Annotated in this window: 25 protein-coding genes; 14 read left to right on the top strand and 11 right to left on the bottom strand. The window is 68.5% G+C overall.

What is annotated here, in order from left to right; genetic code table 11:
* Window positions 1-193 precede the first annotated feature (193 nt).
* The 3 genes from BFN01_RS07425 (at window position 194) to BFN01_RS07435 (ending at window position 3,447) form a co-directional block, all read left to right on the top strand.
* Window positions 194-565 (top strand): hypothetical protein, encoded by a 372-nt coding sequence (locus BFN01_RS07425; RefSeq protein WP_071643189.1) that lies wholly within the window; start codon window positions 194-196, stop codon window positions 563-565.
* A 113-nt stretch (window positions 566-678) separates the two neighbouring features.
* A complete protein-coding gene (locus tag BFN01_RS07430) occupies window positions 679-1,989 on the top strand; it encodes a hypothetical protein (RefSeq protein WP_071643191.1) in 1,311 nt (436 codons plus the stop codon).
* Window positions 1,990-2,103: 114 nt separating this feature from the next.
* Window positions 2,104-3,447 (top strand): HNH endonuclease signature motif containing protein, encoded by a 1,344-nt coding sequence (locus BFN01_RS07435; RefSeq protein WP_071643193.1) that lies wholly within the window; start codon window positions 2,104-2,106, stop codon window positions 3,445-3,447.
* 306 nt (window positions 3,448-3,753) lie between these two features.
* On the opposite strand, the gene BFN01_RS07440 is transcribed toward BFN01_RS07435, so the two are convergent.
* Complete coding sequence (locus BFN01_RS07440; protein WP_071643195.1) at window positions 3,754-4,338, bottom strand: helix-turn-helix domain-containing protein; 585 nt, start codon at window positions 4,336-4,338, stop codon at window positions 3,754-3,756.
* A 100-nt stretch (window positions 4,339-4,438) separates the two neighbouring features.
* On the opposite strand from BFN01_RS07440, the gene speB reads away from it, so the two are divergent.
* Genes speB through BFN01_RS07460 form a run of 4 tightly spaced genes read left to right on the top strand, consistent with a single transcriptional unit; the run spans window position 4,439 to window position 7,989 of the window.
* Window positions 4,439-5,503 (top strand): agmatinase, encoded by a 1,065-nt coding sequence (gene speB / locus BFN01_RS07445; RefSeq protein ID WP_083428701.1) that lies wholly within the window; start codon window positions 4,439-4,441, stop codon window positions 5,501-5,503.
* Entirely contained in the window at window positions 5,500-5,898 is a 399-nt protein-coding gene (locus tag BFN01_RS07450) for a nuclear transport factor 2 family protein (RefSeq protein WP_071643197.1), read from the top strand. The genes speB and BFN01_RS07450 overlap by 4 nt, the downstream gene beginning before the upstream one ends.
* A 53-nt stretch (window positions 5,899-5,951) precedes the next feature.
* Window positions 5,952-7,337, top strand: coding sequence for a cytosine permease (locus tag BFN01_RS07455; RefSeq protein WP_071643199.1), 1,386 nt, complete (start codon window positions 5,952-5,954; stop codon window positions 7,335-7,337).
* 4 nt (window positions 7,338-7,341) lie between these two features.
* A complete protein-coding gene (locus tag BFN01_RS07460) occupies window positions 7,342-7,989 on the top strand; it encodes a cyclase family protein (RefSeq protein ID WP_071643201.1) in 648 nt (215 codons plus the stop codon).
* A gap of 6 nt (window positions 7,990-7,995) precedes the next feature.
* Here the strand turns inward: BFN01_RS07460 and BFN01_RS07465 are convergent, their stop codons facing one another.
* Window positions 7,996-9,492, bottom strand: coding sequence for a SulP family inorganic anion transporter (locus tag BFN01_RS07465; RefSeq protein ID WP_071643203.1), 1,497 nt, complete (start codon window positions 9,490-9,492; stop codon window positions 7,996-7,998).
* Between the two features lie 139 nt (window positions 9,493-9,631).
* Window positions 9,632-10,006, bottom strand: coding sequence for a DUF4186 domain-containing protein (locus BFN01_RS07470; protein ID WP_071643205.1), 375 nt, complete (start codon window positions 10,004-10,006; stop codon window positions 9,632-9,634).
* 95 nt (window positions 10,007-10,101) lie between these two features.
* Between BFN01_RS07470 and BFN01_RS07475 the strand changes: the two genes are divergently transcribed.
* Window positions 10,102-10,338, top strand: a complete 237-nt coding sequence (locus tag BFN01_RS07475; RefSeq protein ID WP_071643336.1) for a DUF3072 domain-containing protein — start codon at window positions 10,102-10,104, stop codon at window positions 10,336-10,338.
* Between the two features lie 39 nt (window positions 10,339-10,377).
* Here the strand turns inward: BFN01_RS07475 and BFN01_RS07480 are convergent, their stop codons facing one another.
* From BFN01_RS07480 to BFN01_RS07505, 6 genes are all read right to left on the bottom strand, one after another.
* Window positions 10,378-10,587, bottom strand: coding sequence for a hypothetical protein (locus BFN01_RS07480; RefSeq protein ID WP_071643207.1), 210 nt, complete (start codon window positions 10,585-10,587; stop codon window positions 10,378-10,380).
* 123 nt (window positions 10,588-10,710) lie between these two features.
* Window positions 10,711-10,932 (bottom strand): helix-turn-helix transcriptional regulator, encoded by a 222-nt coding sequence (locus tag BFN01_RS07485; RefSeq protein WP_071643209.1) that lies wholly within the window; start codon window positions 10,930-10,932, stop codon window positions 10,711-10,713.
* On the bottom strand, window positions 10,933-11,418 hold the full coding sequence (locus tag BFN01_RS07490; RefSeq protein ID WP_071643211.1) for a DUF2975 domain-containing protein: 486 nt from the start codon (window positions 11,416-11,418) through the stop codon (window positions 10,933-10,935).
* Between the two features lie 242 nt (window positions 11,419-11,660).
* Window positions 11,661-13,235 carry an SDR family oxidoreductase gene (locus BFN01_RS07495; protein WP_071643212.1) on the bottom strand — a complete coding sequence of 525 codons (1,575 nt, stop codon included), beginning with the start codon at window positions 13,233-13,235 and terminating at the stop codon, window positions 11,661-11,663.
* An 86-nt stretch (window positions 13,236-13,321) separates the two neighbouring features.
* On the bottom strand, window positions 13,322-15,499 hold the full coding sequence (locus BFN01_RS07500) for a malate synthase G (protein WP_071643214.1): 2,178 nt from the start codon (window positions 15,497-15,499) through the stop codon (window positions 13,322-13,324).
* Window positions 15,496-15,927, bottom strand: a complete 432-nt coding sequence (locus tag BFN01_RS07505) for a heme-binding protein (RefSeq protein WP_071643216.1) — start codon at window positions 15,925-15,927, stop codon at window positions 15,496-15,498. Before BFN01_RS07505 ends, BFN01_RS07500 begins: the two co-directional genes overlap by 4 nt.
* Before the next feature lie 79 nt (window positions 15,928-16,006).
* Here BFN01_RS07505 and BFN01_RS07510 point away from each other — a divergent pair, with 79 nt between their 5' ends.
* From BFN01_RS07510 to BFN01_RS07520, 3 genes are all read left to right on the top strand, one after another.
* The gene (locus tag BFN01_RS07510) at window positions 16,007-16,822 is read left to right on the top strand and encodes an IclR family transcriptional regulator (RefSeq protein WP_071643338.1); all 816 of its coding nucleotides are present in this window, start codon (window positions 16,007-16,009) and stop codon (window positions 16,820-16,822) included.
* A gap of 73 nt (window positions 16,823-16,895) precedes the next feature.
* Window positions 16,896-17,474, top strand: coding sequence for a PadR family transcriptional regulator (locus BFN01_RS07515; protein ID WP_071643218.1), 579 nt, complete (start codon window positions 16,896-16,898; stop codon window positions 17,472-17,474).
* Window positions 17,475-17,500: 26 nt separating this feature from the next.
* Window positions 17,501-19,144 (top strand): AarF/ABC1/UbiB kinase family protein, encoded by a 1,644-nt coding sequence (locus BFN01_RS07520; protein ID WP_256221072.1) that lies wholly within the window; start codon window positions 17,501-17,503, stop codon window positions 19,142-19,144.
* A gap of 13 nt (window positions 19,145-19,157) precedes the next feature.
* On the opposite strand, the gene BFN01_RS07525 is transcribed toward BFN01_RS07520, so the two are convergent.
* Window positions 19,158-20,153 carry a CNNM domain-containing protein gene (locus BFN01_RS07525; RefSeq protein ID WP_071643222.1) on the bottom strand — a complete coding sequence of 332 codons (996 nt, stop codon included), beginning with the start codon at window positions 20,151-20,153 and terminating at the stop codon, window positions 19,158-19,160.
* Window positions 20,150-21,538 (bottom strand): hemolysin family protein, encoded by a 1,389-nt coding sequence (locus tag BFN01_RS07530; protein ID WP_071643224.1) that lies wholly within the window; start codon window positions 21,536-21,538, stop codon window positions 20,150-20,152. Before BFN01_RS07530 ends, BFN01_RS07525 begins: the two co-directional genes overlap by 4 nt.
* A gap of 1,417 nt (window positions 21,539-22,955) precedes the next feature.
* On the opposite strand from BFN01_RS07530, the gene BFN01_RS14980 reads away from it, so the two are divergent.
* The 3 genes from BFN01_RS14980 to BFN01_RS07545 all read left to right on the top strand — a co-directional run bounded on the left by BFN01_RS14980 (window position 22,956) and on the right by BFN01_RS07545 (window position 26,684).
* Window positions 22,956-24,917 (top strand): McrB family protein, encoded by a 1,962-nt coding sequence (locus BFN01_RS14980; protein WP_256221073.1) that lies wholly within the window; start codon window positions 22,956-22,958, stop codon window positions 24,915-24,917.
* Window positions 24,914-25,984: a 5-methylcytosine-specific restriction endonuclease system specificity protein McrC gene (mcrC, locus tag BFN01_RS07540; protein ID WP_071643342.1), complete on the top strand. Its 1,071-nt coding sequence runs from the start codon at window positions 24,914-24,916 to the stop codon at window positions 25,982-25,984. Before BFN01_RS14980 ends, mcrC begins: the two co-directional genes overlap by 4 nt.
* A gap of 322 nt (window positions 25,985-26,306) precedes the next feature.
* Complete coding sequence (locus BFN01_RS07545) at window positions 26,307-26,684, top strand: helix-turn-helix transcriptional regulator (RefSeq protein ID WP_071643226.1); 378 nt, start codon at window positions 26,307-26,309, stop codon at window positions 26,682-26,684.
* Window position 26,685: the final 1 nt, after the last annotated feature.

The raw sequence follows: 26,685 nt of genomic DNA on the forward strand, positions 1-26,685 counted from the left end.
GGTGTAGGTCTGGAAGGTGGGGTGTGGAGGGGAGGATGGGTTTTTTTTTTTTACGCGTCTCGTGGGGCTCGGAGATGTGTATAAGAGACAGACATCGGGCTGACGCTCGACCCGGCGGATGCCGTGGGCCAGGCGACCGTGACGGAGAGGCGCGCCGGGTGAACCGTGCGCGCCGCGAATTAGGCTCGAGGCCGTGCTCGGTTCATCTGTCGAGGTGCATGTCGATCGTGAGAGCGTCGCCGCCGGCGACGATGTCGTCTCGCATGCCGCGGTGGTGCGCGTGCGGCGGGGTGCGCGGCTCAGCGCTGTCATCGAGCAGGTGTCGCCGGATGTGCGCGTGGCCGGTTGGTCGTGGGTCGTGAAAGTCGATGGTGTGACCGCCGCGGTGTGGTCGGTCGATCACGGGGTGCAGCTGCTGATCGCCGACCGCCGGGTGACGCAGAAGTCGGTGACGATCCTGTTCCGCTACTTCCTGCAGATCGACCCGGTATGGCTGTTCGCTCGTCTGGAGCAGGGGGCCCGCCCGAACCGCGAGGCGCTGCGCGCCGAGTATCAGGCGCGCTGACGGCTCTCGCATCGAGGCCGGTCATTCTGCACAATGGCCGATGCTGAGAGGTACTCCACAGGTGCCGGGATGCGGAGCGGTGAGCGTCGGGGCGGATGCCTATCGTCGCCTGCATGAACTATCGCGAGCACCTGGTCGTTCCGTCGTCCGTGCGCGTCGAGGTGTCGGTGCCGGGTCACCCCGAGTGGGACAGGACGATCGAGCTTCCGAAGCACTCGCCTGAGACATGGCTGTGGGAGGCCTACTTGCTCAGTGTCGGTATCGAAGCGTGCGACGAGGAGGTCGCCGCACTCAGGTATCGCCACCCGCACGTCTACTGTGGCGAGAGCTGGGTGGTTCGAGACGAGTGGTCCGCGCCGTTCGCGGCCCGTGCCGTGCGTTACGCGGGTGATGACTTCTTCGGCGATGATCCAGCCGCACTCGCCGATGCAGCGGTGCGAGTGCCGTCGTTTCCGTTCGAACTCGACATCACCGTTGAGCGCGCGTCCGGTCGGCAGGCGGGAGACGCGAGCGTGTCGATCGTGGGTGCCGGCGTCGACAGTTCGCTGCGGCCCTCGAGGGACTGGCAGACGAGCGCGCAGCCGCTGGATCTGGATCAAGCCAACCGCGAGCTCGTCCGTCGCTTCGGCATCGTCGTGCCGTTCGTCCGCTCGGAGTCCCTGCGCGCCATTCCCGACGACACCTCCGCGGGCTCGCTGATCGCTGATCTGCTCGCACCGCTGACGCCGGTGCGGCGGCTCGCCCTTCGGGCTCATCTGAACGCCACCGACCTGCTCGACGCGAATCAGCTGGACATCGACGCGGTGCGACAGGCGACTCACGCGCTGCGCGCCCTGATCGATGCGGTCGGACCGGACGGCGCCGACCAGGACGCCACCACCGGGTGGCTGCCGACCGACGTCGTCGACAGGGTGGTCGCCGGCGTCGAGTGGGATGCTGAGACCGCGGCGGCTCTGCTCAGCTCGTTCGCCCGGCGTGCCGGGCTCATGCGGCGGCTGAGAGGACGGGTCGTGGTCACCGCACTCGGGAAGCAGCTGATGTCCGATCCTGTCCGGGCATTCCCGCGCATCGTCAGCGCGATCGCAGATGGGGCGAGAAGGTACTCGTACTCGTACTCGTTCGACACCAGCCGTTTCTCTCGCGCCGCGGCTCTGCTCGCACTCGCCGATGGATCCGCAGCATCGTACGACGAGCTCGCCGGATACCTCGAGCAGGCGCAGGCGGCGCGTGACACAAGAAGCTACGACGAGTACGGCGACTGGTACGACTCCGGCCGTTCCCGCGCGGGGCTCGATCGGGGCGAATCGGATCGCGTGCTCCGCGAGCTCACCGACGGACTGCTCGCGCTGTCGGCTCCCGGTGCCTTCGGCCTGGTCGCACCGCACATTCGGGCGGTGGCGCGTCTCGCCTTGCAGCGTGGCTGAGCGTTGGGTGCGGGGACTCTTGAGCACCGCGCCAGACGAGAGCGGCTCGCAGATACCCGAACAAAGTTTCGGTAATTGCTTGATTTCTTGATCGAACAGAAGTACTATTGATGCATGTCGAAGCTCACGCCGTTGATCGAAGCGATGTCGTCGCTCGATCGATCGTGGGGCGATGCGGAAGATGCCACGGATCTGACCCGTGAGCAGTTGATCGCCATCGACAGCGCTATCGGGATGGTGAAGCGTCGATTGGATGCCGTGCACGCCGACGTCGCCGCGGGGATCTCTCGCGAGTCGCGTCCTGAGCTCGGAGCAGGCAGCCTGGCCAAGCAGCAGGGGTACCGCACGCCGGCGAAACTCATCGCCGCGACCACCGGCGTCTCGACGGGGGATGCGATTCGACTCATCAAGGTTGGGGAGGCGACGGCTCCGCGGGCGGATCTGCTCGGTGATCGGCTTCCCGCGCGCTATCCGCTGGTGCGGGAAGCCCTGTCTGACGGTGCAGTCAGTTCGCAGGTGGCCGGGCTCATCATCAGCCTGCTCGATCGGTGCCGTATCGCTGCAGGGCCTGAGCGGACGAGCGAGGGCGAGCGGATCCTCACCGAGGCCGCGGTCGGGCTGTCTCTGGACGACGTGCGCAAGCTGATCGTCCGTGCCGAGGCGTGGCTGGACCCGGACGGAGTGGAGCCGCGCGCGGAAGAGCAGCGCGCGAAGCGGTCACTGACGATGTTCGAGCGTGACGGGATGGTTCACCTGAACGCGCTGCTCGACCCCGAGAGTGCCGCCCCGGTGATCACCGCGATCCGCGGATACGTCACCGCTGCATTCGCGGCCCGACAGGACGCACCGGATCCCGAGGCGCCGGATGCCGATCGCCGTACCGTCCCGATGCTGCAGGCCGACGCTCTGAGCCTGTTCGGATCACACATGCTCGGCTGCACCGCGCAGACGCCCGCGCTCGCAGGGGCGACGGTGGTGGTGCGGATGACTTTGCAGGATCTTCAGGCGGGCACCGGTTCGGCGACGATCGACGGGATCGATCAGCCGATCAGCATCAGCGCCGCTCGCCGGATGGCCGCCGACGGCGGGATCATCCCGTGCGTTCTCGGCGGAGACAGTGAAGTGCTCGACTGGGGGCGTAGGCGACGACTGTTCACCCCGGCCCAGCGTCTCGCTCTCGCCGAACGCGACGGCGGATGCGCCATGTGCGGGCTGCCGCCCGGCATGGCCAAGGCGCATCACATTCGATGGTGGCAACGCGACGCCGGACCGACCGACCTGGCGAATGGAGTCTTGCTCTGCGAGACCTGTCATCATCGCATCCACGACAACGGGTGGGACATCCGCATCGACCCACCCGGACACGGCAACACTGTCTGGTTCGTGCCACCACCGCACGTCGACCCCGCTCGCACGCCTCGCCGGGGTGGGAGAGCACGCTTCGACATCGCGGCCTGATCGTGCGCGTCGGTGATCGTCGTGCGGTCACGGCGCATCCGCCAGCTGTAGTGCCTGGTTCAGGTGGGGCCAGCGGTGATTCGTCAGGCTCGGTGGCCAGGGTGGGGTCAGTGGCGCGTCGGCAGGCTCGGGATGGGTCAGTCGCTTCGTCAGGCTCGGTGGCCCGGGGTGGGGTCAGTCGCGTCGTCAGCCTCGGCCGCCCAAGCCGGGGTCAGCCGCTTTGGCTGGCTCGGCGGCCCCGGTGCGCCTCAGTCGGCTTCGTCAGGTGCAGTGGCCCATGTAGGGCTCAGGGCCAACAGTGCCCGCTCAGGCCGACCCGCTCCACGGCGCCGGCACGATCACCCAGGCGACGCTGGCTGCCGTGCCGCCGGTGACCTCCCAGGTGTGCGGCTCGCGGCCGGGGAAGGTCAGTGCATCGCCGGCGCGCAGCGCGACCGAGCGGTCGGCGAAGCGCACGGTCACCTCGCCTGAGATGACGTGCAGCACCTCGACATCGCAGTTGATCGTGTACAGCTCCGCCCCGCCGTGGGCGTGCGGTTCGAGCTCGGAGCGCAGCAGCTGCACCCGCTCCTCGCTGCGCGGCGAGAGCAGGCGCTCGTCGGCGTGCATGCCGCCGAGATTGATCCGCGGCGCGTCAGCGAAGGTGACGTGCTGGATCTCGGGCTCCGTAAACAGCGCACCGACCGGCAGCGAGAGCACCTGACACAGCTGCACGAGGGTCGACACGCTGGGGGAGGTCTCGTCGCGCTCGACCCGGCTGAGGAAGCCCTTCGACAGGCCACTCGTGGCGGCCAGCTGGCTGAGCGACATGCCCTGACTGCTGCGCGCCGCGCGCAGTTTCGCGCCGATCGGCGTGGTCACTGCATCGGCGTGCGGGTGGATGGCGCGCATGGGCACTCCTCGACACAGGACGGCGTCCTCTTGACGCACGCCGTGCGACGCGCGTATGGTCACTCAAAGGTTGCCTCCAACGTACCAAAGGTTGTCAAATATGCAACACCCTGTTTCGGGTGAGAACGAGCTCCCCGCCGACACCACCCCCTCGCCTGCCACCGCGCCGCGCGGCCCGGTCGACGCCAGCGTCGTTCCGCGCTTCGCCGGCATCGCCACCTTCGCGCGCCTGCCCCGCCTCGACGAGGTCGAGCGGGCGGAGGTCGCCATCGCCGGCATCCCGTTCGACAGCGGCGTCAGCTACCGACCCGGTGCTCGCTTCGGCCCGTCGCACGTGCGCGAGGCCTCGCGTCTGCTGCGGCCGTACAACCCCGCACAGGACGTCTCGCCGTTCGCCGCGCAGCAGGTCGCCGACGCCGGCGACATCGTCGCCAACCCGTTCGACATCTCCGCCGCCGTCGCCGAGATCGAGGCCGGCGCGCGGGCGCTGCGCGCCAAGGCCGACCGCCTCGTCATCATCGGCGGCGACCACACCATCGCGCTGCCGCTGCTGCGCGAGGTCGCCTCGGTGCACGGGCCGGTCGCGGTGCTGCACTTCGACGCGCACCTCGACACCTGGGACACTTACTTCGGCGCCCCGACCACCCACGGCACACCTTTCCGCCGGGCCTCCGAAGAGGGCCTCATCGATCTCGCGGCGAGCATGCACGTCGGCATCCGGGGTCCGCTGTACGACAAGAGCGACCTCGAAGACGACGAGCGGCTGGGCTTCGCCATCATCACGAGCGAGTATCTCGAGACGCACGGTGTGGCATCCGCGATCGAGCGCATGCGCGCCCGCATCGGCGACAAGCCGCTCTACATCTCGATCGACATCGACGTGCTCGACCCCGCGCACGCCCCCGGCACCGGCACCCCCGAAGCGGGCGGCATGACCAGTCGCGAGCTGCTGCGCATGCTGCGCGCGCTCGCCGACTTCCGCATCGTCGGCGCCGACGTCGTCGAGGTCGCTCCCGCCTACGACCATGCCCAGCTCACCGCCGTGGCGGCCAGCCACGTCGTCTACGAGCTGCTCAGCGCGATGGCCCCGCGCACCCCGCAGCAGCAGCCGCCGCAGCAGCAGCAGCCGCCGCAGCAGCCGTCCACGGAAGAGGTCGCATCATGACCACCCCCCAGCCCGCAGCGGTCGAGGCGGCCGCCGCCGCGATCGTCGACGCGTTCGCGGCGACCGACACCGAGCGCTACTTCGCGGCGTTCGCGCCGGATGCCACGTTCATCTTCCACACCGAGGCCGCCCGCCTCGACAGTCGAGCCGCGTACGAGCACATCTGGGCCGAGTGGCTCGAGAGCGGATGGCGCGTGCTCTCGTGCGCATCCACTGACAGCCGCGTGCAGGTGTTCGATGGGGGCGGCATCTTCACGCACACCGTCGACACCACCGTCAGCACCGCCAACGGCGACGAGTCGTACCGCGAGCGCGAGACCATCGTCTTCACCCTCCACGGCGATCAGCTGATCGCCGTGCACGAACACCTCTCGCCGCTCACCGGCACCCCCTGATCAGATCCACGCGCCCGCGTGACGACGCGATCGCAAGGCAAAGGAGCTTTACGATGTCCCTCTATACCCGCCTCGAGCAGAAGCTGCAGACCCAATCCGACGATGCCGGACCCATTCGCGGCACCTATTCCACCGGGCGCCTGCTGATGATCTGGCTGGCCGCGAACCTCGTGGTCACCACCCTGCTGACCGGAACACTCTTCGTCCCCGATGTGCCCTACGGTCTCGTGCTGCTGCTCATCGTCGGCGGCACGGTCGCCGGCGCTGCCGTGCTCGTCGCGGTCGGCACGATCGGGCGCCGCACCGGACTGCCCACCATGGCCCTCACCCGCGGCCCGTTCGGCATCCGTGGCAGCCTGCTGCCGGTGGCCGCTAACGTCGTCATCCTGATGGGGTGGAGCTGGGTGCAGGCGATGCTCGCCGGCATCGCGCTCGACTACGTCGTGATGACGTTCACCGGCTTCTCGAACCCGGTGGTCTTCGCCGTGCTCTGCCAGACGATCGTGGTGATCCTCGCGATCTTCGGCCACGCCGGCGTCGCCAGGGTCGAGCCCTGGTTCGCGGTCGTCATCCTCGCGATCGCGGCGTACATCTTCGTGACCGCCTTCACGACGTTCAGCCCCGCGGAGTTCACCTCGATCGCCACCCCGGATGCTCCGTTCTACACCTCCGGTCTCGTCTTCGACGTCGTGCTCGCCACCGCCATCTCGTGGACCGTGCTCTCGGCCGACATCAACCGGCTGGGTCGCACCAACCGGGCCAGCGTGGTCGGTGCGGGCGTCGGGTACACGCTCTCGACGATCATCTCGATGACCCTCGGCGCGACCGCGATGGCCTACGTCGTGCTCAACGGCGGCGACGCGGTGGCCTTCGACCCCGTGACCATCATCGAACCGTTCGGCTGGATCTTCGGCGTCGCCATCTTCCTGTCGGTGATGGCCACCAACACGATGGTCGTCTACGGCATGGTCACCACCGTCGTGAACGCGGTGCCGGGAACCCGGATGCGGTTCCTTCCCACCGCGCTCGTGCTGGGCATCCTGTCGATCGTCGGCGCGACCTTCTTCGGTCTGCTCGATCAGTTCACGACGTTCTTGGTGACCATCGGCGCTCTGTTCGCGCCGATCTTCGCGATCATGATCGTCGACTACTACATCATCAAGCGCGCCTCCTACGACCACGACATCCTCGACGCACGCGGCGGACGCTACTGGTACCAGGGCGGCATCAACTGGCTCGCGGTCGGCGCATGGGTGGTCGGCGCGGTGCTCGCCTACGTCTGGGCGTACGTGCTGCCGCTGCCGTTCGGATCGACCGCCCCGGCGTTCGTGATCACGTTCGTGCTGTACCTGCTCGTGTCGTGGCCCACGCGATCGCAGGACGGCGCCGGCCACGTCGGCAACCTCGCCGAAGAGCCCGTGCCGGCGGGGCGGAGCTGAGCGGATGCCGAAGCTGCGCGACCTGAGTCATCCCATCCGCGACGGGATGATGGTCTACCCCGGCGACCCGCATGTCGCGATCAGCCCGGCGCTGACCGTGGAGCGTGACGGTGTGCAGGTCGAACGCGTCGATATGGGGTCGCACACCGGCACCCACATCGACGCTCCGGCGCACACCGTCGCCGGTGGCCGCACCATGGCCGAGGTCACTCTCGACGAGCTCGTCGGCGATGCGCTCGTGCTGCGCGTTCCGGGGCTGGCGGATCGGCAGCGGTACGGCTGGGACGATCTCGCCGCCGCGGGGCAGATTCCGGATGCTGTTCCCGCGATCGTCATCATCGACACCGGCTGGGCGCAGTGGTTCGGTCAGGACCGCGCGACCGACCACCCGCATCTGCACCCGGATGCTGCGGCCGAGCTGTGGCGGCGCGGCATGCGCGTGCTCGCCGTCGACACGCTCAGCCCCGATGAGACCGGCGGTTCGTCGGCGGAGTTCCCGGTGCACGGGATCGTGCTGGGCGGCGACGGCCTGATCGTGGAGAACATCTGCGGCCTCGCCGACCTGCCCGCCCGTGTGCAGGTCGGGTTCTTCCCGTTCAAGCTGCAGGGCGACGGCGCGCCGGTGCGGGCGGTGGTGTTCGAGCGAGAGTGATCCGGCCTACGCGAACCCGCCGCTCAGGCGCCCGTGGAACGTGCCGCTCGCGTCATTCATCCCCGTGATCTCGACCGTCTTGCCGTATGCCGCGTACTTCGTCTCGATGGCATCCAGAGCGGCGACGGTCGACGCGTCCCACACGTGCGATCCGGAGAGATCGATGACCACCCGATCGGGGTCATCGGAGTACGAGAACAGTGTGGTCAGGTCGTTGCTCGAGGCGAAGAACAGCTCGCCCGTCACGGTATAGGTCGCCACGCCGTCGGAGACGACGCGGGTCACGTCGACCAGGTGCGCCACTCGCCGCACGAACAGCACCGACGCGACCAGCACGCCGCCGACCACCCCGACGGCGAGGTTGTGGGTCAGCAGCACGAGCACGACGGTCGAGACCATCACGAAGGTCTCGCTCTTGGGCATCCGCTTCAGAGTCGACGGGCGCACGCTGTGCCAGTCGAAGGCGCCGATCGCGACCATGATCATCACCGCGACCAGCGCTGCCATCGGGATCGTCGCGACGAAATCGCCGAACACGACCACGAGCAGGAACAGGAAGACGCCGGCGCAGAACGTCGAGATGCGGGTGCGTGCACCCGACTCCTTCACGTTGATCATCGTCTGGCCGATCACCGCGCATCCGCCCATGCCGCCGAACGCGCCCGACAGGATGTTCGCGACGCCCTGCGCCCACGCCTCGCGTCCCTTGCGCGAGTGAGTGTCGGTGATCTCGTCGACCAGCTTCGCGGTGAGGAGGGACTCCATCAGCCCGACCAGCGCGACGGCGATCGCGAACGGCGCGATGATCGTGAACGTCTCCCAGGTCAGCGGCACGTTCGGGATGAACAGCGACGGCAGGCTCCGCGGCAGCTCACCCTGATCGCCCACCGTCGGCACGGCGATCGCGAACGCGAGCACGACCCCGGTCACGATCACGACCGAGACGAGCGGCGCGGGGATCACCCTGGTGATGCGCGGCATCACGATCATCACCGCGATTCCCAGCGCGACCAGCGGATATACCAGCCACGGCACGTCGATCAGCTGCGGGAACTGCGAGCTGAACACGAAGATCGCCAGCGAGTTCACGAACCCGACCATCACGCTGCGCGGGATGAACCGCATCAGCTTCGCCACCCCCAGCACCCCGAAGATCACCTGGAACGCCCCGGCGAGCAGCACCGTCGCGATGAAGTAGTCGATGCCGTACGTCGGCGCCACCGGAGCGATCACCAGCGCCACGGCACCCGTCGCCGCGGTCACCATCGCCGGTCGCCCGCCCAGGAACGCGATGGCGACCGCCATGATGAACGACGAGAACAGTCCCACCTTCGGATCGACCCCGGCGATCACCGAGAACGCGATCGCCTCCGGGATCAGCGCCAGCCCGACCACGAGACCCGCGAGCACCTCGCGGGTCAGCATCCGCGGGCTCTTCAGCGCGGTCAGCACTGACGGGTTCGGCCGGTAGCGGGCGGGATCATCGACGGATGCGGTGGACATGAGTGCTCCTGAAGACGCCTCGCAGGGGTGAGGCAGACGTTCAAGAGTAGAGCGGATGCCGTGGATCGGCGATCTCGGAGTCGGGAGGTGTGCAGGCGCGCTGGCCGGCAGCGCAGGTCGAGACGCTGAGCGGAGGGCATCACGCCGGCGGCATATTCGGCAGGTACTCCGCCACGATCCACCGGCTGATCGCCTCGACGACGTACTCGCGCTCGCCGTCGGTGAGCGCGTGCCCCTTGTGGACGCCGTGCCAGCGCGACAGGCAGGTGCGGCAGCAGGTGGCGGTCGCGTGCTGTGCGACGAAGACCGGATGCCCGCGGTACGGCGTCTGCTTGCCGTCGTTGCGCGGCTCGGCCGGCGCCAGCCGCTGATCGACGATCTCGCGGGCGTGACGACGGACGGTCTCGATGCCGCGCAGATCGACGATCGCACGGTCGCGTCCGTGCAGGTGGAATCGCGCCCGGAACGGATGCTGCCCGATCCGGCGCAGCCGGTCATCCAGATCATCACTCATTGCAGACATTGTGACGACAGGCGCCGACATTGGCCATCACCGCCGCGATTGTCAATCCCGCGCGCGGTCTGGCCGGCCCGGCGTACGCTTCCCGCATGTCCGACACACACGATTCCGAAGAGACCCTCGGCGCCGAAGACCCGCAGAACCCCGCCGCGAAGGATCCGTCCGACTGGGTCACGGGCGATGAGCCGATGACCGCGCCCCAGCGGAGCTACCTCGACACCCTCGCTCGCGAGGCCGGCGAGGAGCTGCCGGGTGACCTCAATAAGGCCCAGGCATCCGAGCAGATCGAACGGCTGCAGCAGAAGTCGGGCCGCGGCACGTCGTGAGGACGCCGGCGCACCATCTGTGCGCCGGCGACGCGGCCATCAGTCGATGTTCGTGTACTTCTCGCCGAAGTCCTGCTGCTGCGCCGCCGCGCGATCCTGCATCTGCTCGTCGTGCGTCGGCGCCCGGTCGTCGGGGCGATCTTCCGCGGCGGCGTCGGACGACTCCCGCGAGTCGTCATCCTTGCTCAGGTCGGGGTCGGTGCCCTCGGCCTTCATCGGGTCGGTCGGGAACGGCGTGGGATCGGACATCGTGGCTCCTGTCGGTCGATGAAGGCCCAGCGTGGCATCCGGCGAACGGCGACGGATGCCCGTTGACAAACCCCCTCCGCCCGCAAGCCGTTCCGGGCGGGCGCAGGAGCGGCCGCGGCTCCGTCAGGAATCCGACCCCTCATCCGGCTCCCAGCGCAGCAGGTCTCCGGGTTGACAGTCGAGGGCCTGGCACAGGGCATCCAGTGTGGTGAAGCGCACCGCCTTCGCCCGCCCGTTCTTCAGCACCGCGAGGTTGGTCGGGGTGATGCCGATGCGCTCGGCGAGCTCGCCGACGCCCATCTTGCGGCGGGCGAGCATCACGCCGATGTCGACGATCACCGCCATTCAGATCACCTCGCCCAGCTCGTCGCGCAGCGTGCGCGCCTCATCTTCGCGCTCGATCGCCTGGCGCAGCAGTGCCTTCATCACGATCACGAGCAGCGCGAACCCGGCGAGCACCAACCCGGCGCCGGCGATCAGCCCGACCATCCCCGGCGCTACCTCCCCCGGCGCCAGCAGCGCGGCCAGCGCGAACGCCAGCACCGCAGCGGCCGAGATCGTGCCGACGATCACATCGACGTAGCGGAACGACGAGACCTGGAAGATCGAGCCGCGGCGCACGCGGGTCAGCAGCATCCAGACGCACACTGCGAACACCTGCATGGTCAGGATGCCGAGCGTCGCGATGCTGACGAGGGTGATGCGTCCCCACAGTTCCTCTCCCTCGAGGTCGCGCCAGACGGCTGGCACGATCATCACCTGGACGACCAGTGAGCCGGTGAGCGCGAGCGCGATCACGACTTTCAGCAGAAGGATGGTGCCGGTGTTCATAGCGGACGCCTCTCGTTGATCAACGATGGGAATCTATCGTTAATCGTTCGGTGGCGCCAGGGGCGCGGAATACAAGGGCGCCGACCCGTCGGCGAGCCCGCGCCGGCGCAGGCGAACAACGCGAGGGAGGATGAATCTCGCCCGAAATCTCCTGCGCCCGCGCGTTCGCCTACGCTCGCGTGAGGCGTGTCTCCGGCCGCCGACGCGCGTCACCGCTGACGCGCGTCACCCCCCCCCGCGCGTCAGCGTGCGGCCGCCACCCCGCCCTCGGCCTCCGCCGTGATGCGGGCGGCCATGCCCGTGAAGATGAAGCCGTGGAACGGCAGCACCGCCAGCCAGTACAGCCGGCCGAGCAAGCCGCGCGGGAAGAAGACCGCGCGCTGCTCGTAGCGGGTGCCGTCGGCATCCGGAACAGCCCGCAGCTCGAGCCAGGCCGAACCCGGCACGATCATCTCGGCTCGCAACCGCAGCAGACCGCCCCGCGAGCCGTCGCCGGACTCGAGCACGAGCGGCTCCTCCACCGCCTCGACGCGCCAGAAGTCGACCGCGTCACCCGGACGCAGAGTCGAGCGGCTGCGCCGACCCCGCCGCAGGCCCACCCCGCCGATCACGCGATCCATGACCCCGCGCACGGCCCAGAGGAACCGCGACGAGTACCAGCCGTTCTCGCCGCCGATCCCCGTGATCACGCGCCACACTTCGGCTACCGGCGCGGTGGTGTGCACGGATCTCTCATCGGTGAACACCGTGCGGCCTGCCCAATCCGGGTCGCTGGGCAGGGGGTCGCTCGGCGCGCCCGAGACCTCGGCATCCTGCCAGCTGGTCTCGACGCCGTCGGCATCCACCCGGCCCAGCGCCATCGCCACCGCCCGTCGATACGGGGTGAGGCCGCCCTCGGGCCGGGGGATCAGCTCGTCGATGGCGTGGTTCTTCATCACGCACTCGTTCTGCAGCGATTCGACCAGCGGTCGCGCGATCGATCGCGGCACCGGTGTGACGAGGTTGACCCAGTGCGATGCCAGCCGCGGAGTCAGCACCGGCAGCGACGCGATCGCCCGCTGTCGCAGCCCCGCCTCGAGGGCGTAGCCGTTCATCATCTGTCCGTAGCGCAGCACGTCGGGGCCGCCGACGTCGGCCGCCGTGTTCACCGACGCGTCGACGCGCGCCGCACCCAGCAGGTAGTGCAGGACATCGCGGATCGAGATCGGCTGGATGTGGTTGCGCACCCACTTCGGCGCGGGCATGTACGGCAGCACATCGGTCAGGTGCCGGATCATCTCGAACGACGCCGACCCCGACCCGATCACCACGCCCGCCTGCAGCACCAGCGTCGGCACACCCGACTCGAGGAAGATCTCGCCGACCCGCACCCGCGAGCGCAGGTGCGGCGACAGTTCGGCATCGTCCGGATGCAGCCCGCCGAGGTACACGATCCGGCTCGCGCCGGCCGCGGCCGCGGCATCCGCCACCGCTTCCGCCGCCGCGGTGTCCTTCTCTTCGAAGTCCTTGCCGCCGGTCATCGAGTGCACCAGGTAGTAGACGACGTCGACGTCGCGCATGGCCTCGGCCACGGCATCGCGATCCTGCGCCTCACCCTCGACGATCTCGACGTCGCGACCCCAGCCGAACGACTCAGCGCGCGTGGCATCGCGCGCCAGCACTCGCACGCGGTACCCGGCGTTCAGCAGTCGCGGGGTGAGGCGCCCGCCGATGTATCCGGTGGCGCCGAAGACCAGCACACGGCGCGCCGATCCGTCGTCACGGGGGATGGCGCGCAGCGCCGGTTCGCGCCCCGTCGGGGTGGTGAGCTCGCTCATGAGAAGAGAGTACGGGCGGATGCCGTGGCGCGGGGCACGGGTTGACGGCGGCGTCCGCGTCTGCCATCCCCTGAAGCGAGGCGACCTCAGGCCGGCGCCTGCTCGGCCTTCTTCTCGCGACGCAGACCGTGCAGCAGCGGCTCGGTGTATCCGCTGGGCTGCGCGGCGCCCTCGACGATCAGGCGACGGGCCGCGGTGTACGCGATGCCCGGCTTCTCACCCTCGCCGAAGGCGAGCTTCTCGTAGTTCGGGTCGCCGGCGTTCTGCTCGTCGACGACGACGGCCAGGCGGCGCAGGCTGTCGTCGATCTGCGCTTCGGTGATCACGCCGTGGGTGAGCCAGTTGGCCAGCAGCTGGCTCGAGATGCGCAGCGTGGCGCGGTCTTCCATCAGCCCCACGTCGTGGATGTCGGGCACCTTCGAGACGCCGATGCCCTGATCGATCCAGCGCACCACGTAGCCGAGGATCGACTGCACGTTGTTGTCGATCTCCTGCGCGACGACCTCGGGCGTGAGGTCGCCCTCGCCGGCGAGCGGCGGCACCAGCAGCGCGTCGAGCGCGTCGTCGCCGGTGGGGGTGAGCGTCGCGCGCACGGCGATCGGGTCGACCTGGTGGTAGTGCAGCGCGTGCAGGGTGCCGGCGGTGGGCGAGGGCACCCACGCGGTCGACGCCCCCGATTGCGGGTGCGCGATCTTCTTCTCGAGCATGTCGTGCATGAGGTCGGGCTCGGCCCACATGCCCTTGCCGATCTGCGCGTGCCCGTCGAGACCGCACTCCAGGCCGATCGAGACGTTGCGGTCCTCGTACGCCTTCATGAACGGCTGCTGCTTGATCAGCGCCTTCGGCAGGAAGGGGCCGGCGTGCAGGGAGGTGTGGATCTCGTCACCGGTGCGGTCGAGGAATCCGGTGTTGATGAAGGCGACGCGATCGGATGCCGCGGCGATGGCCGCCTTGAGGTTCGCCGAGGTGCGGCGCTCCTCGTCCATGATGCCGATCTTCATCGTGCGCGCCGGAAGGCCCAGCAGCTGCTCGGCGCGGCCGAACAGCTCGGCGGCGAACGCGACCTCTTCGGGCCCGTGCATCTTCGGCTTCACGACGTACATCGACCCTGTGCGCGAGTTGGTGCCCTTGTTCGGGCCCTCGAGCTCGGGCAGCGATCCGAGCGAGGTCATGATGGCGTCGAGGATGCCCTCGAACACCTCCTCGCCGTTGCGATCGAGCACGGCGGGGGTGCGCATCAGGTGCCCGACGTTGCGGATGAACAGCACGGCACGACCGGGCAGGGTGATCTCGCCGCCGTCAGCGGTCGTGTAGGTGCGGTCGGCGTTCGGCACGCGGGTGAAGGTGCGGCCGTTCTTTGTCACCGATTCGCTGATCGAGCCGTCCATGAATGCACGCCAGTTGCGGTAGCCGAGCGCCTTGTCCTCGCCGTCGACGGCGGCGACCGAGTCCTCCAGGTCGAGGATCGTCGTGATGGCGGATTCGAGGACGACGTCCTGCACGCCGGCGGCATCCGTCGAGCCGATCCGACCCGCGCGGTCGATGACGATCTCGGCGTGCAGGCCGTGGTGCACGAGAAGCACGGCGGTCGGGGCGTCCGCCTCGCCGGTGTATCCGACGAAGCCGGCCGGGTCGGCCATGCGCCGGTCGCCGTCTGCGGTGCGCACGATCAGGCCGTCGGCGTCGACGGCGTACCCGGTGGCGTCGCGGTGCGAGCCCTCGGTGAGCGGGGCGATCTGGTCGAGCAGCTCGCGGCCGCGCTCGACGACAGCGGCGGCGCGGGTGAAGTTGAACTCGGTGCCGGGCGCGAGGTCGCCGGTCTGGTCGATGGCGTCGGTGCCGTACAGCGCGTCGTACAGCGAGCCCCAGCGGGCGTTCGCGGCGTTGATCGCGAAGCGGGCGTTCAGCAGCGGCACGACCAGCTGCGGGCCGGCCATCGACGCGATCTCGGGGTCGACGTTCTCGGTGGTGACGGTGACCTCGGCGGGCTCCGGAACCAGGTAGCCGATGTCGGTGAGCAGCGCGCGATAGGCGTCCTTATCGGGCAGGCCGGGGTTCTCGCGGTGGAAGTCGTCGATCTTCTTCTGCAGCTCGTCGCGCTTCGCAAGCAGCTCTGCATTGCGGGGGCCGAGTTCGTGGATGATCGCACTGGCGCCGGCCCAGAACTCGTCGATGTCGCGCCCGCTCTCGGCGAGTGCCGCCTCGGCGAACTCGACGATGGGAGCAGCGACCGAGAGATCGGCGCGACTGAGGTGCGAGGTCATAGTTCCATTCCTTCTGTTCGAGCGCCGATGCGGCGCAGGGTCTCCAGGGCGATCTCCGCGTCCTGCGCGGGGGTGCCGCCGGCGACCCCGAGGCCACCGGCGTGCTCGTCGCCGAAGTAGATGGGCAGACCGCCGTCGATCGTCGTCAGCAGGCCGCCCGTGCCGAGTGGCAGGGCGACGGCGACGGCCTCGGGGATGAGGGCGGTGCGGCGGCGGGTGGATGCCGAGGTCGCGGCCTTGCGGCGACTCGTCTCGACACTGTGCGGCGTCGCGCCGTCGGCCATGCCGAAGGCGATCACGGTCATCGACGGGTCGGCCACCGACACCACCGGGCGGACGCCGCGTTCGGCGCCGATCTGCATTGCGAGGTCGACCGCCTGTGCCGCGGTGGCATAGGTGATGGCGACGATCCGGCGCGTGGTCGTCATGTCATTCCCCTCCAAAAGTGCAGTTCCAGATTAGGCACCGGTGCATCTTTCGGAGCGGCGATTTCATATGATGGAACTCATGGAGGGAACAGCTGCAACCCCAGGACCCCGCACCCCGTCGAGCGGCACCGCCCCGGCCGGAACGGTGCAATCCGTGGCGCGCGCCTTCTCGCTGCTGGAGGCGCTGTCGGCATCCGGAGGGGAGGCCTCACTGGCATCCATCGCCGGCCGGACCGGCCTGGCCGTGCCGACCGCGCACCGTCTGCTCGGCACGCTGCACCATCTCGGCTACGTGCGACAGCTGGAGGATCGCCGCTACGCGCTCGGCGCGAGCCTGATCTCCCTCGGCAGACACGCGGTGCCGCCGCTCGCCGACGCCGCCCAGCCGCTGCTGCGCCGGCTCGAGGACAGGTTCCACGAGACGGCCAACTTCGCCGTGCTCGACGGCGATCTCGTGCTCTACGCCGGGCAGGTCGCGTCGCGACAGCGCATGCGCATGTTCACCGAGATCGGCCGGCGCGTGCTGCCGCACTCCACCGGCGTCGGCAAGGCGATGCTGTCGACCATGCCCGAGCGGCAAGTGCGCGCGCTGATCACCCGCACCGGGCTGCCGCGCTTCACGCCGCAGACGATCACCGACGAAGAGGCGTTCATCACCGACCTGCGCCGCGCTCGCGGGCGCGGGTTCGCCGCCGACGACAGCGAGCAGGAGGTCGGCGTGCGGTGCATCGCGGTATCGGTGCAGGGACTCGGTCAGCCCGCCGCCGTGTCGGTCTCGGGTCCTGCGGCGCGGATCACCGACGCGACCGTCGTCGAGGTCGTGCGTGCGCTGCGCGAGGCTGCGGCAGAGCTCACCGAGCTCGCGGCCGAGCGGGTCGGGGCCGACGGCGCCTGACCGTGTGACGCCCCCTTGCCGAACGACAGCGAACGACATATCGTTAACTATCGTTCAACAACAGGAGGTCATCATGAACGGATCGTTCCCCTCCAGTGGGTTCAACTTCGGCTCGAGCAACGGTGCGGGCAATCCGCTCGCCGGCGTGTGGGAGGCCGTCGAGCAGCTGCGCAGCGGATTCGAGCAGCGCACCGGCGGCTCGCGCATGGCACGCGGTGACGTGCGCGCGGCGGTCATCTCGCTGCTCGCCGAGCGGCCGATGCACGGCTACCAGATCATCAGCGAGATCGGCGAGCGCTCGGGCGGGGCGTGGAAGCCCAGCGCGGGCTCGGTCTACCCGACCCTGCAGCTGCTCGCAGACGAGGGGCTCATCAGCGCCGACGAGCAGGGCGGGCGCAAGACCTACTCGCTCACCGAGGCCGGCATCGCCGAGTCCGAGACCCTCGCCGCCAAGCCCGCCCCCTGGGAGGGTGCGGGTCAGCGTGGTGGCAGCGGGTCGAGCCATCTCGGCGGCCTGCCGAAGGCGGGGATGGAGCTCGCCAGCGCGGCCGCGCAGCTGGGTCGCACCGGCACACCCGAGCAGGTGAAGGAGGGCGTCGAGATCCTCGAAGACGCCCGGCGTAGGCTGTACGCGATCCTCGCCGAGGGGTGACCGCGCCAGAAGGGGGTTCGGCAGCAGTGCATCGCGCTCGCTATCGCCGGATCCTGCGCTTCGCGGCACGCGCGTTCGTGCAGATCTGGTGGTTCGAGCTCGTGCTGCCGCGCTTCGGGCTGGGGCGCGTCGCCGATCGCACGCGGGATGCCCGGATGCTGCGTCTCGCCCGGCGCTTCCGCGCGCTCGCCGTGGAGCTCGGCGGGCTCATGATCAAGGTCGGCCAGTTCATGTCGTCGCGCCTCGACGTGCTGCCGCCCGAGATCACCGCCGAGCTCGCCGACCTGCAGGACGAGGTTCCCCCCGAGCGGTTCGACGACATCCGTGCAGCTGCCGAAGCGGAACTCGGGATGCCCCTGGCTCAGGCGTTCGCGTCCTTCGACCCGGTGCCTGTCGCGGCGGCATCCCTCGGCCAGGCGCATCGCGCCACCCTCGCGGCCGCGGACGCGGCCGACACCGGACTCTACCGGGTGATCGTGAAGGTGCAGCGTCCCGGCATCGACGGGATCGTCGCGGTCGATCTCGCGGCCCTGCGCCGGGTGTCGCGCTGGGCATCGCGCGTGCGCGCCGTCTCATCGCGCGTCGATGCGCCCGCGCTCGTCGAGGAGTTCGCCGCGACCTGCAACGAGGAGATCGATTACCTGCACGAGGCGGCCAGCGCCGAACGTTTCGCCGAGAACTTCGCAGCGGATGCCAGGGCCGCGGCGCCCGCGATCGTCTGGGAGCGCTCCACGCGACGGGTGCTCACACTCGAAGACGTCACCGCGATCAAGATCAGCGACACGGCGGCGCTGCGCGAGGCCGGCATCGATCCCGCTGACGTCGCGCACGTGTTCGCCCAGGTGATGCTCGACCAGGTCTTCACCCACTCGTTCGTGCACGCCGACCCGCATCCGGGGAACGTCTTCGTGACACCCCTCGACGGCGGCGACTGGCGCTTGACCTTCATCGACTTCGGGATGATGGCCGAGGTGCCCGACGGCATCCGGGCGGGTCTGCGCACCCTCGTCATCGCCGTCGCGGCCCGCGACAGCCACGGCATGATCGTCGCCGCGCAGCAGATCGGCGTGCTTCTGCCCTCGACGAACACCGTCGAGCTCGAGCGCGCCCTCACCATGCTCTTCGCGCGGTTCGGCGGCATGGGCTTCAACGAGCTGCGCGACGTCGACCCGCGCGAGCTGCAGCGGTTCGGGTTGGAGTTCGGCGAGACCGTGCGGTCGCTGCCCGTGCAGTTCCCCGAGAAGCTGCTGCTGCTTCTGCGTGCGGTGTCGCTCACCTCGGGCATGTGCAGCGCGCTCGATCCGGCGTTCAACATCTGGGAGCCCGTCGAGCCGTATGCCACCAAGCTGCTGCGCGACGAGAGCGGCAACCTCATGCAGGACCTCGGCGCGCAGGTGATGTCGAACATGTCGTCGATGTGGCGGCTGCCCGCCCGTGTCGACGGCGTGCTCGACCGCCTCGACTCGGGCTCGCTGACGTTCGACATCTCGAGCCTCGAGCTACGGCTCGACCGCATCATCCGGGTCGCGTACCGCGCGGTGTCGGCCGTGCTGTTCGGCGGGATGCTGATCGGCGGCGTGCTGCTGCTCGAGCCCGCCTCGGGCTGGGGCGTCGGCCTGATGTGCGTGTCGGTGCTGCCGCTGCTGCACGCCCTGTTCGGGAAGCGGTAGCGCCGGCGGATGGTCAGGCGGGGAGGACCTCCCGCAGCAGGTCGTCGAGGGTGACGACGCCGAGCAGGCGGTCGTCGGCGACGACGGTCGCGAGCTGCACGCGCGCCCGGCGCATCCGGGTCAGCGCATCGTAGGCCGACGCCGACGGTGCGAGCACGAACGCCTCCCGCGCGATCGCCGACGCACGGGTGTGCGGCGGGGTCGATAGCGTGTCGCGCACATGCGCCACGCGCGACGTCGGGCCCTCGCCCACCAGGATCCGCAGGTGACTCGACTGCGCGGCCACGGCCTGCAGATCGGCGACGGTGGCCGTCGCGGCGACCGAGGTCGGCACACGGTCGGTGCGCACGATGTCGCCGACGGTCAGGGTGCTGAGGTCGATCACGTTGGCGATCGGCGCGGAGTACACCTCTTCGAGCGTGCCGGCGGCACGGGAGTGCGCCACGAGCTCGCGGATCGTATCGGCATCCTGACCGCCCGCCGCCGCCTTCTCGACCGGCTCGACACCCGAGGCCTTCACGAGCCGGTTCGCCATGTGGTTGATCCACAGCAGGAACGGGCGCAGCGGCCAGGTGAGCGCGCGGGCCGCGAGGCCCGTGGCCTTCGCCGCCGTCTCGGGGTGCGCGATCGCCCACGACTTCGGCGCCATCTCGCCGATGACGAGGTGCAGGAAGGTGACCACGATCAGCGCGATCACGAACGCGACGACGTCGGCGAGCACGTACGACAGGCCCCATTGCTCGAAGACCGGCGCCAGCGCGTCGTCGATCGCGGGCTTCGTGATTGCCCCGAGGGCGAAGGTGCAGGCCGTGATGCCGAGCTGGGCGAAGGCGAGCATGACCGTGAGCTCGTTCACTCCGCGCAGAGCCGCGCGTGCCGAGGCGCTGCGGTCGGCCTCCTCCTCCAGGCGATGCCGCCTGGCGGCGAGCAGGGCGAACTCGACGATCACGAAGAACGCGCTCGCGAGGATCAGGGCTGCGGTGATGATCGTCACCATCCACCAGCTCATGACGCCACCTCCTCGTTCGAGCCGTCGTGTTCGTCGAGATCGAGCTCATGCAGGCGCAGGCTCAGGCGAGAGGGCACGAGTCGCGCCACCTCAATCACCTCGACATCCAGCGAGCGCTCGATGCGGATGCCCTGGATCGTCTCGGCCGCTCTCTCGGGGATGTCGATGCGCAGCGTGGTGCCCGCCGGCGGCAGGTCGCCGTGCACCCGGATCACCAGGCCCGCGATGGTCTCGTCGTCGTCGCGTGTGAGGTCGTGCCCGATGAGCCGCTCGACCTCGTCGAGGTGCACGTCTCCGGGCAGGGTCCAGTGCTGCTCGCCCAGGTGCACGACGCCCTGCGTGAGAAGGTCGTGCTCGTCGGAGATCTCGCCGATGACCTCCTCGGTGAGGTCTTCGATGGTGAGGACGCCGTCGAAGTTGCCGTACTCGTCGACGACGCACGCCAGCTCGTTGCGCGTCTGCCGCATCCGCTGCAGCGCCGCGGGAAGCGGCATCGTGGCGGGCAGCACGACCGCCTCGCGCATCATCTCGGTGACCCGGGTGTCGTCGCGGTGACCACCGCGCAGCACATCGATCAGCTCGACCACCCCGATCGGCGCACCCTGCTCGCCGACCACGGGGTACCGGGTGTGTCCGGTCGCCATCAGCGCGCGCACGGCGCCGACGGTGGTCTGCGGCGAGACGGCGTCGGTCTGGGACCGCGGGATCATCGCGTGCTCGACGTCGCGCTGGGGGAAGTCGAGGATGCGGTCGATGATCATCGACAGATCGTCGGGAAGGTCGCCGCTGCTGCGCGACTCGTCGATGATCGCCTCGAGATCGCGCGCGGTGGCGCTCGCGTCGACGTCTTCGAGCGGCTCGATCCGGGCCAGGCGCAGCAGGGCGTTGGCGGCCATGTCGAACACGGTGATCAGCCATCCGAACAGCATCAGGTAGATGCGGGTGGGCACCGCGAGGGCGCGGGCCAGTGGTTCGGGGTTCGCGATGGCGAGGTTCTTGGGGTAGAGCTCGCCGAAGATCATCGTCACGATCGTGGCCAGCAGCAGAGCGCCGATGGTGCCGATCGTGATCGAGACGGCCGGGGGGATGCCCGCTCCGCCGAGCAGCGTGCCGATCGATTCGCCGATCAGCGGCTCGGCGACGTACCCGATGAGCAGACCCGTCACGGTGATGCCGAGCTGGGCGCCCGAGAGCATGAAGGAGGTGCGCTTTGTGATCGCCAGCACACGCTTCGCCTGCGCGTCGCCCTTCTCTGCCCTCGCCGCCATGCGCGAGCGGTCGACCGACATGTACGCGAACTCCTGTGCGACGAAGAAGCCGCAGGCGGCGATGATCGCCAGCGTCAGGAGGATGCCGACGAGCAGTGTCAGCGCGGCAGCCAGCATCCTGGATCACCCCCTCTCTCAGCGAGGGGGTCGGAAGATCGACCCTCCTGGTCGGGGGAGGTGCGCGAAGTGCTCACGGGTGTTCTTTCTGTAGGGCACGGGTGGGCGTTCGAAGAGTATCCAGCACCCCTATCCGCGCGCTGAGAATCCCGCAATCTCACCCCCCCTCCTGCGTCGAGAGCACCACATGTCGCCGAGTGCACCGCGCGTTCGCGTCGACAGGTCGTGCACTCGGCGAGGTGCCGTGCTCTCGACGCGCGGAGACCGGGGGAGAAAGAGGCAGGAAGAATGTCGGTATTGCAGTGAGATGGCACCAAGCGTCACGAGGTTGGGGCGCCTCGCGCGCCGGCGACCCAGCTTTGTGGTGACACTTTGCTGCGCTGCGCATTGCTCGTCATCGTTGCGCCTCTGCTCCGCGACGGTTCGGTGCAAACGAGGTGAGCAGACACCGACGAGCGCGGTCCGCTCGCACGCTCGCGTTGCCGTCCCCGGTGAGGCCGCGGAACACGGCGTCGGGGATGTCGGGGCTCTCGTCGAACACCGGGCGAGGAAGTTGCTGTGGAGCGGCTCCCGCGGGCCGTACATGATGCGGGCGAGCGGCCTGCGGTTCGGCCCATGCGCGAGGAGCGATATCGGGCGCCGCTCGCGTGGCTGGGGTCCGAAGTCGCCCCCAGGCCGTGTGCTCTGCGGTAAGCCATCGAGAAACCGGCGGACCGGGTGCGCGGCACCCGCTCGGGAGGCCAGGTGGACGACGGTCTTGCCGACGGCGTCCACCTCGGCCGTTGAAGCGCCGCCGTCCGCTCTCCCCGCCCGGCGGCCGTCCGTCGATCCGGTATCGCCCACGAACGACGCCCCGCGATGCCCCTTCACGAGTGCAAGCGCCGACCTTCCGATCGCCGCGGGTCGCGGCGTAGACGGACCCGTCGTCGGAATCGGGTGACCAGAGTCGGTAGATGACGAAGACGACCGTCGGTTCGTCGATGGCCGGGAGCGATTCAGGCATCGGCACCTCTCGCGTCGGTCGGAAGCCGTGAAGGCGCATGCTGTTCGGAAGATGGGTGGGGTGGGCCGCTGACGTATGGCGCACTTCTCGATACGGTCGAGGAAGACCTCTCCCGACGGCACACCAAGGAGCGCACGAATGGCGAACGACCTCCCCAACCTCGCGGACACGATAGAAGTCGCCGCGACGACGCGTCCGGACTGCGACATGGCGATAGCTCGCGAAGTCGCCGAGATATTCGTGCACATGCTGGGCGACGGGCGTTCCGTCATCGACCCGTCGGTCGTCATCTGGACTGCCGAGGCGGCCGAGGAACTACGCCGCAGAATCGAGGACAACCCCATCCTCGGCACCGACGCCGGGCAGTGGGACAAGCTCGAGCACCAGCTCGCCGGCGCCTCTCGCGAGGTCGTGTTGCTGGCGGCCGAGCTCGTCTTCCTCCGCGAGCAGCCGGTCTTCAACGCGGCGCCGGCCACGCGGCGCGAACACCTCACGCGGGTGCTGAAGATGAGTGATCCTGTCGCGTCAGTACCCGAGTGGATGAGCGCCTGCCTTGACCGTCCGACCGAGCAAGCCGGGTTCAAAGGCGGGCAGGGATACAACGGCCGTCTGTGGCTGCATCTCATCTGGGCGGCCACGTTCGTCCGTGAGTGGCGCGGGCGGTCCGAAGAGGAACGATCGTCTGCCAAGTCTGACCCTTGGCGGATGCAGCAGATCATGCTCGACGCCGGAGACAGCGCCCATGACTTCCGAAACGCTATGCAGTTCCTGGCCTTTCCGGCTGCGTTCGATCCGATCTCGTCGACGAACATGAAGACGCGGATTCGATCCGCGCTGGCGGACCGGATCGGAGGGTCGTCGGGGGATGACGCGCTCTCACTGGATCGAGACCTGGTCTCGATCCGCGCCAAGCTCGCGAGTGAGATCGAAGGCACATTCAACTTCTGGTCACCCGATGTGCATCAACTGTGGGACACGGCAGCCGCATCGAAGCCGGCCGCCGTCGATGAGCCACGACCTCGGCACTACTGGCTCCTTTCTCCGGGGGCGCAGGCCTCAGGGTGGGATGAGTTCCAGGTCGAGGGCATCATGGCGATCGGGTGGACCGAAATCGGCGACCTCTCGCAATACGCCGATCGGGAAGCGATCCGGGCCGATCTGGCCAAGGCATCCGGCTCCACGTCGTCGATGAAGAATGATGTGCTGTGTCTCTGGCAATTCCAGAACGAGATCGCCGTCGGCGATATCGTCTACGCCAAGCGCGGCCGTAAGGAGATTATTGGTCGCGGCGAAGTCGTCTCGGAGGCGCGATTCGAGCCGGACCGCGATCTTTGGCGACACGTCCGCTCCGTGAAGTGGACGCACGTCGGTAAGTGGGAGCATCCAGGCGATGCGGTGCTGAAGACGCTCACTGACATAACTCCCTACCGCGATTATGTGGGCAAGCTGGAAGCGCTGTTCGCCGAGGACGATGTGGATGTCGCTGTAACCGAGGAACTCGTCGCTCCGGCCCCGCCTTACGACCGCGCCGCCTTCCTCGACGAGGTCTACCTCGATAGCGCCGCGTACGACCGGCTGCGCGCACTCCTGCTTCGCAAGAAGAACGTCATCCTGGCGGGCCCTCCCGGCGTGGGAAAGACGTACGCGGCCCGGCGTCTCGCGTACTCGATCATGGGCGCGAAGGATCGCACGCGCGTGCAGATGGTGCAATTCCATCAGAGCTACTCATACGAGGACTTCATGATGGGCTATCGTCCCACCGAGGCAGGCGGCTTCACCCTCGCCGAGGGGCCGTTCTACCGATTCTGCGAAGAGGCGCGGAAGGATGACGCGAGCAAGCCTTACTTCTTCGTGATCGACGAGATCAACCGCGGCAATATCTCGAAGATTTTCGGCGAGCTGCTGATGCTGATCGAGGCGGACAAGCGCGGACAGGAGCTTCGGCTGCTCTACAAGAACGAGACGTTCGCCGTGCCGCCGAACGTGCACATCATCGGCATGATGAACACGGCCGACCGCAGCCTCGCCGTGCTCGACTACGCGCTGCGTCGCCGGTTCGGCTTCTTCAACATGACCCCGGGCTTCGACTCGGCGGGCTTCACGGCCTGGCGGCAAGCGGAGGAGAACACCGGCCTCGACGCCCTCGTCTCGACGATCATCGACCTCAACCGCGCGATCGCAGACGATCCCGCGCTCGGCGCCGGCTTCGCGATCGGCCACAGCTACCTCTCGCCTCCGGCGGATGACGACGCCGACGAGGACTGGCTGCGATCGATCGTCGAAGACGAACTCGTGCCCTTGCTCGAGGAGTACTGGTTCGATGAGCCGGAGACGGCGCGCGCGTGGGCGATCAGGTTGCGGGCCGCCGGCGCATGATCGATCGCAGCATCGCCATTCGCAACGTGTACGTGATGCTCGCGTATGCGTTTGGCGCGCTGCGCAGCACTGGCACGGCCCGGATCGCGGCCGAGGAGTTCGACCACCTGCACGACCTGCTCGCCGAAATCCTCGCCGTCGGCGTCGGATCTCAGGTGAAGCGAGGCCTGCATCGCGACTACCTTGCTCGCAGCGAAGAGCTCGCGACCGTGCGCGGACGCATCGACGTCACGCGCAGCGTCGGAGCACGCACGCTGACACGCGGGCGCCTGATCTGCGACTTCGACGAGTACGAGGTCGACACCTCGCACAATCAAGCACTCAAGTCGGTAATCATCCTTCTCCTGCGCCACGGTGAGGTGAAGGAGCCGCGCCGCGACGCGCTCCGGCGCGTGCTTCCCTATCTCGACGAGGTGACACTCGTCTCTCCGGGGTCGATCCGGTGGGATGCGCTGACCTACCATCGCTCGAACGCGTCGTATCGGCTGCTGCTCGGGGTCTGCGAGCTCATCGTCCGGGGGCTTCTTCCCACCGAGGACGCCGGTGCGGCTCGTCTGTCGGAATGGATGTCGGACGATGAGATGAGCAGGCTCTACGAGCGTTTCCTCCGGCAGTACTATGCGTTTCATCACCCCGAGCTGTCTCCGAGCGCACCGACCATCGCCTGGGATCTCGATTCGCCGAGTCTCTTCAGCGGTCAGCTGCCCGCGATGAAGACTGATGTGACCCTGCGACGCGGCGGACGCACGCTCATCATCGATGCGAAGTACTACAAGCAGAACCTCCAGGAGGGCCGGTTCGGCACACAGACCATTGACTCGTCGAATCTGTACCAGATGCTCGCGTACGTGAAGAACGAGGACACGGCTTGCGACGGCAGCGTGGCCGGGCTTCTCCTCTACGCGCAGACGGATGCGGACGCGCAACCCGATCTCGACGTGGTGATCCAGGGCAACCGGATCGGCGCGCAGACGCTCGATCTCAACCAGCCCTGGGCGTCGATCGCCGCGCGTCTTGAGCAGGTGCTCGACTGGCTCGACCCCGTGCCGGAGGCGGTCACATCCTGAACCGAGGCTGATCCAGATCGAGCACGCAGCTTGGGTGACTTTGGTGACGTTCCGGGCCGAGGCGCCCGGCGCGCCGCTTGCCAGTCTGCCGATTGCAGGTGCCGCCTGCCCCCTGCGAGAGCTTGCGACACTGCGTGCCTGCCGCTGGTGATCCGGCAGGGGACGCGTAGCAGGCGCAGTCGAATCGGCGTTTCGCTGCATCGAATGCGTCGGCAAGCGGGACTGGTGCAACGTGAAGCCATCATGTGCAACGGGAACTCGTTCCCAACAGGAAGAAATAAGTTCTTGACAGCGGCATCCACACGTTCTAACGTACAACCAAATGGTTGTACGAACAGAACTCAGCGAAGCGGAGATCGACCGTGTGTTTCATGCACTCGCGATCTCGACCCGGCGTGACATCCTGCGCCGGACGATCGAGCGCGAGTACTCCGTCTCCACCCTCGCGGGCGACTACGAGATGTCGTTCGCGGCGGTGCAGAAGCATGTCGCCGTCCTCGAAGAGGCCGGCCTCATCGTCAAGCGCGCCGAGGGACGCGAGCGGCTCGTCCGCGCGAACCCCGAGATGATCGCCCGTGCGCGGGCGCTCCTCGCCCGATACGAAGAGCTGTGGCGGGCACGCATCGCCCGGCTCGATGACCTGCTGGCCGAGAAGCCGACTGACTCGGCCGACTCGGACGAATCCAATGAAGGAGTCTGAA

Source organism: Microbacterium sp. AR7-10, from assembly GCF_001878835.1.
In the GTDB taxonomy this organism is placed as follows: domain Bacteria; phylum Actinomycetota; class Actinomycetes; order Actinomycetales; family Microbacteriaceae; genus Microbacterium; species Microbacterium commune.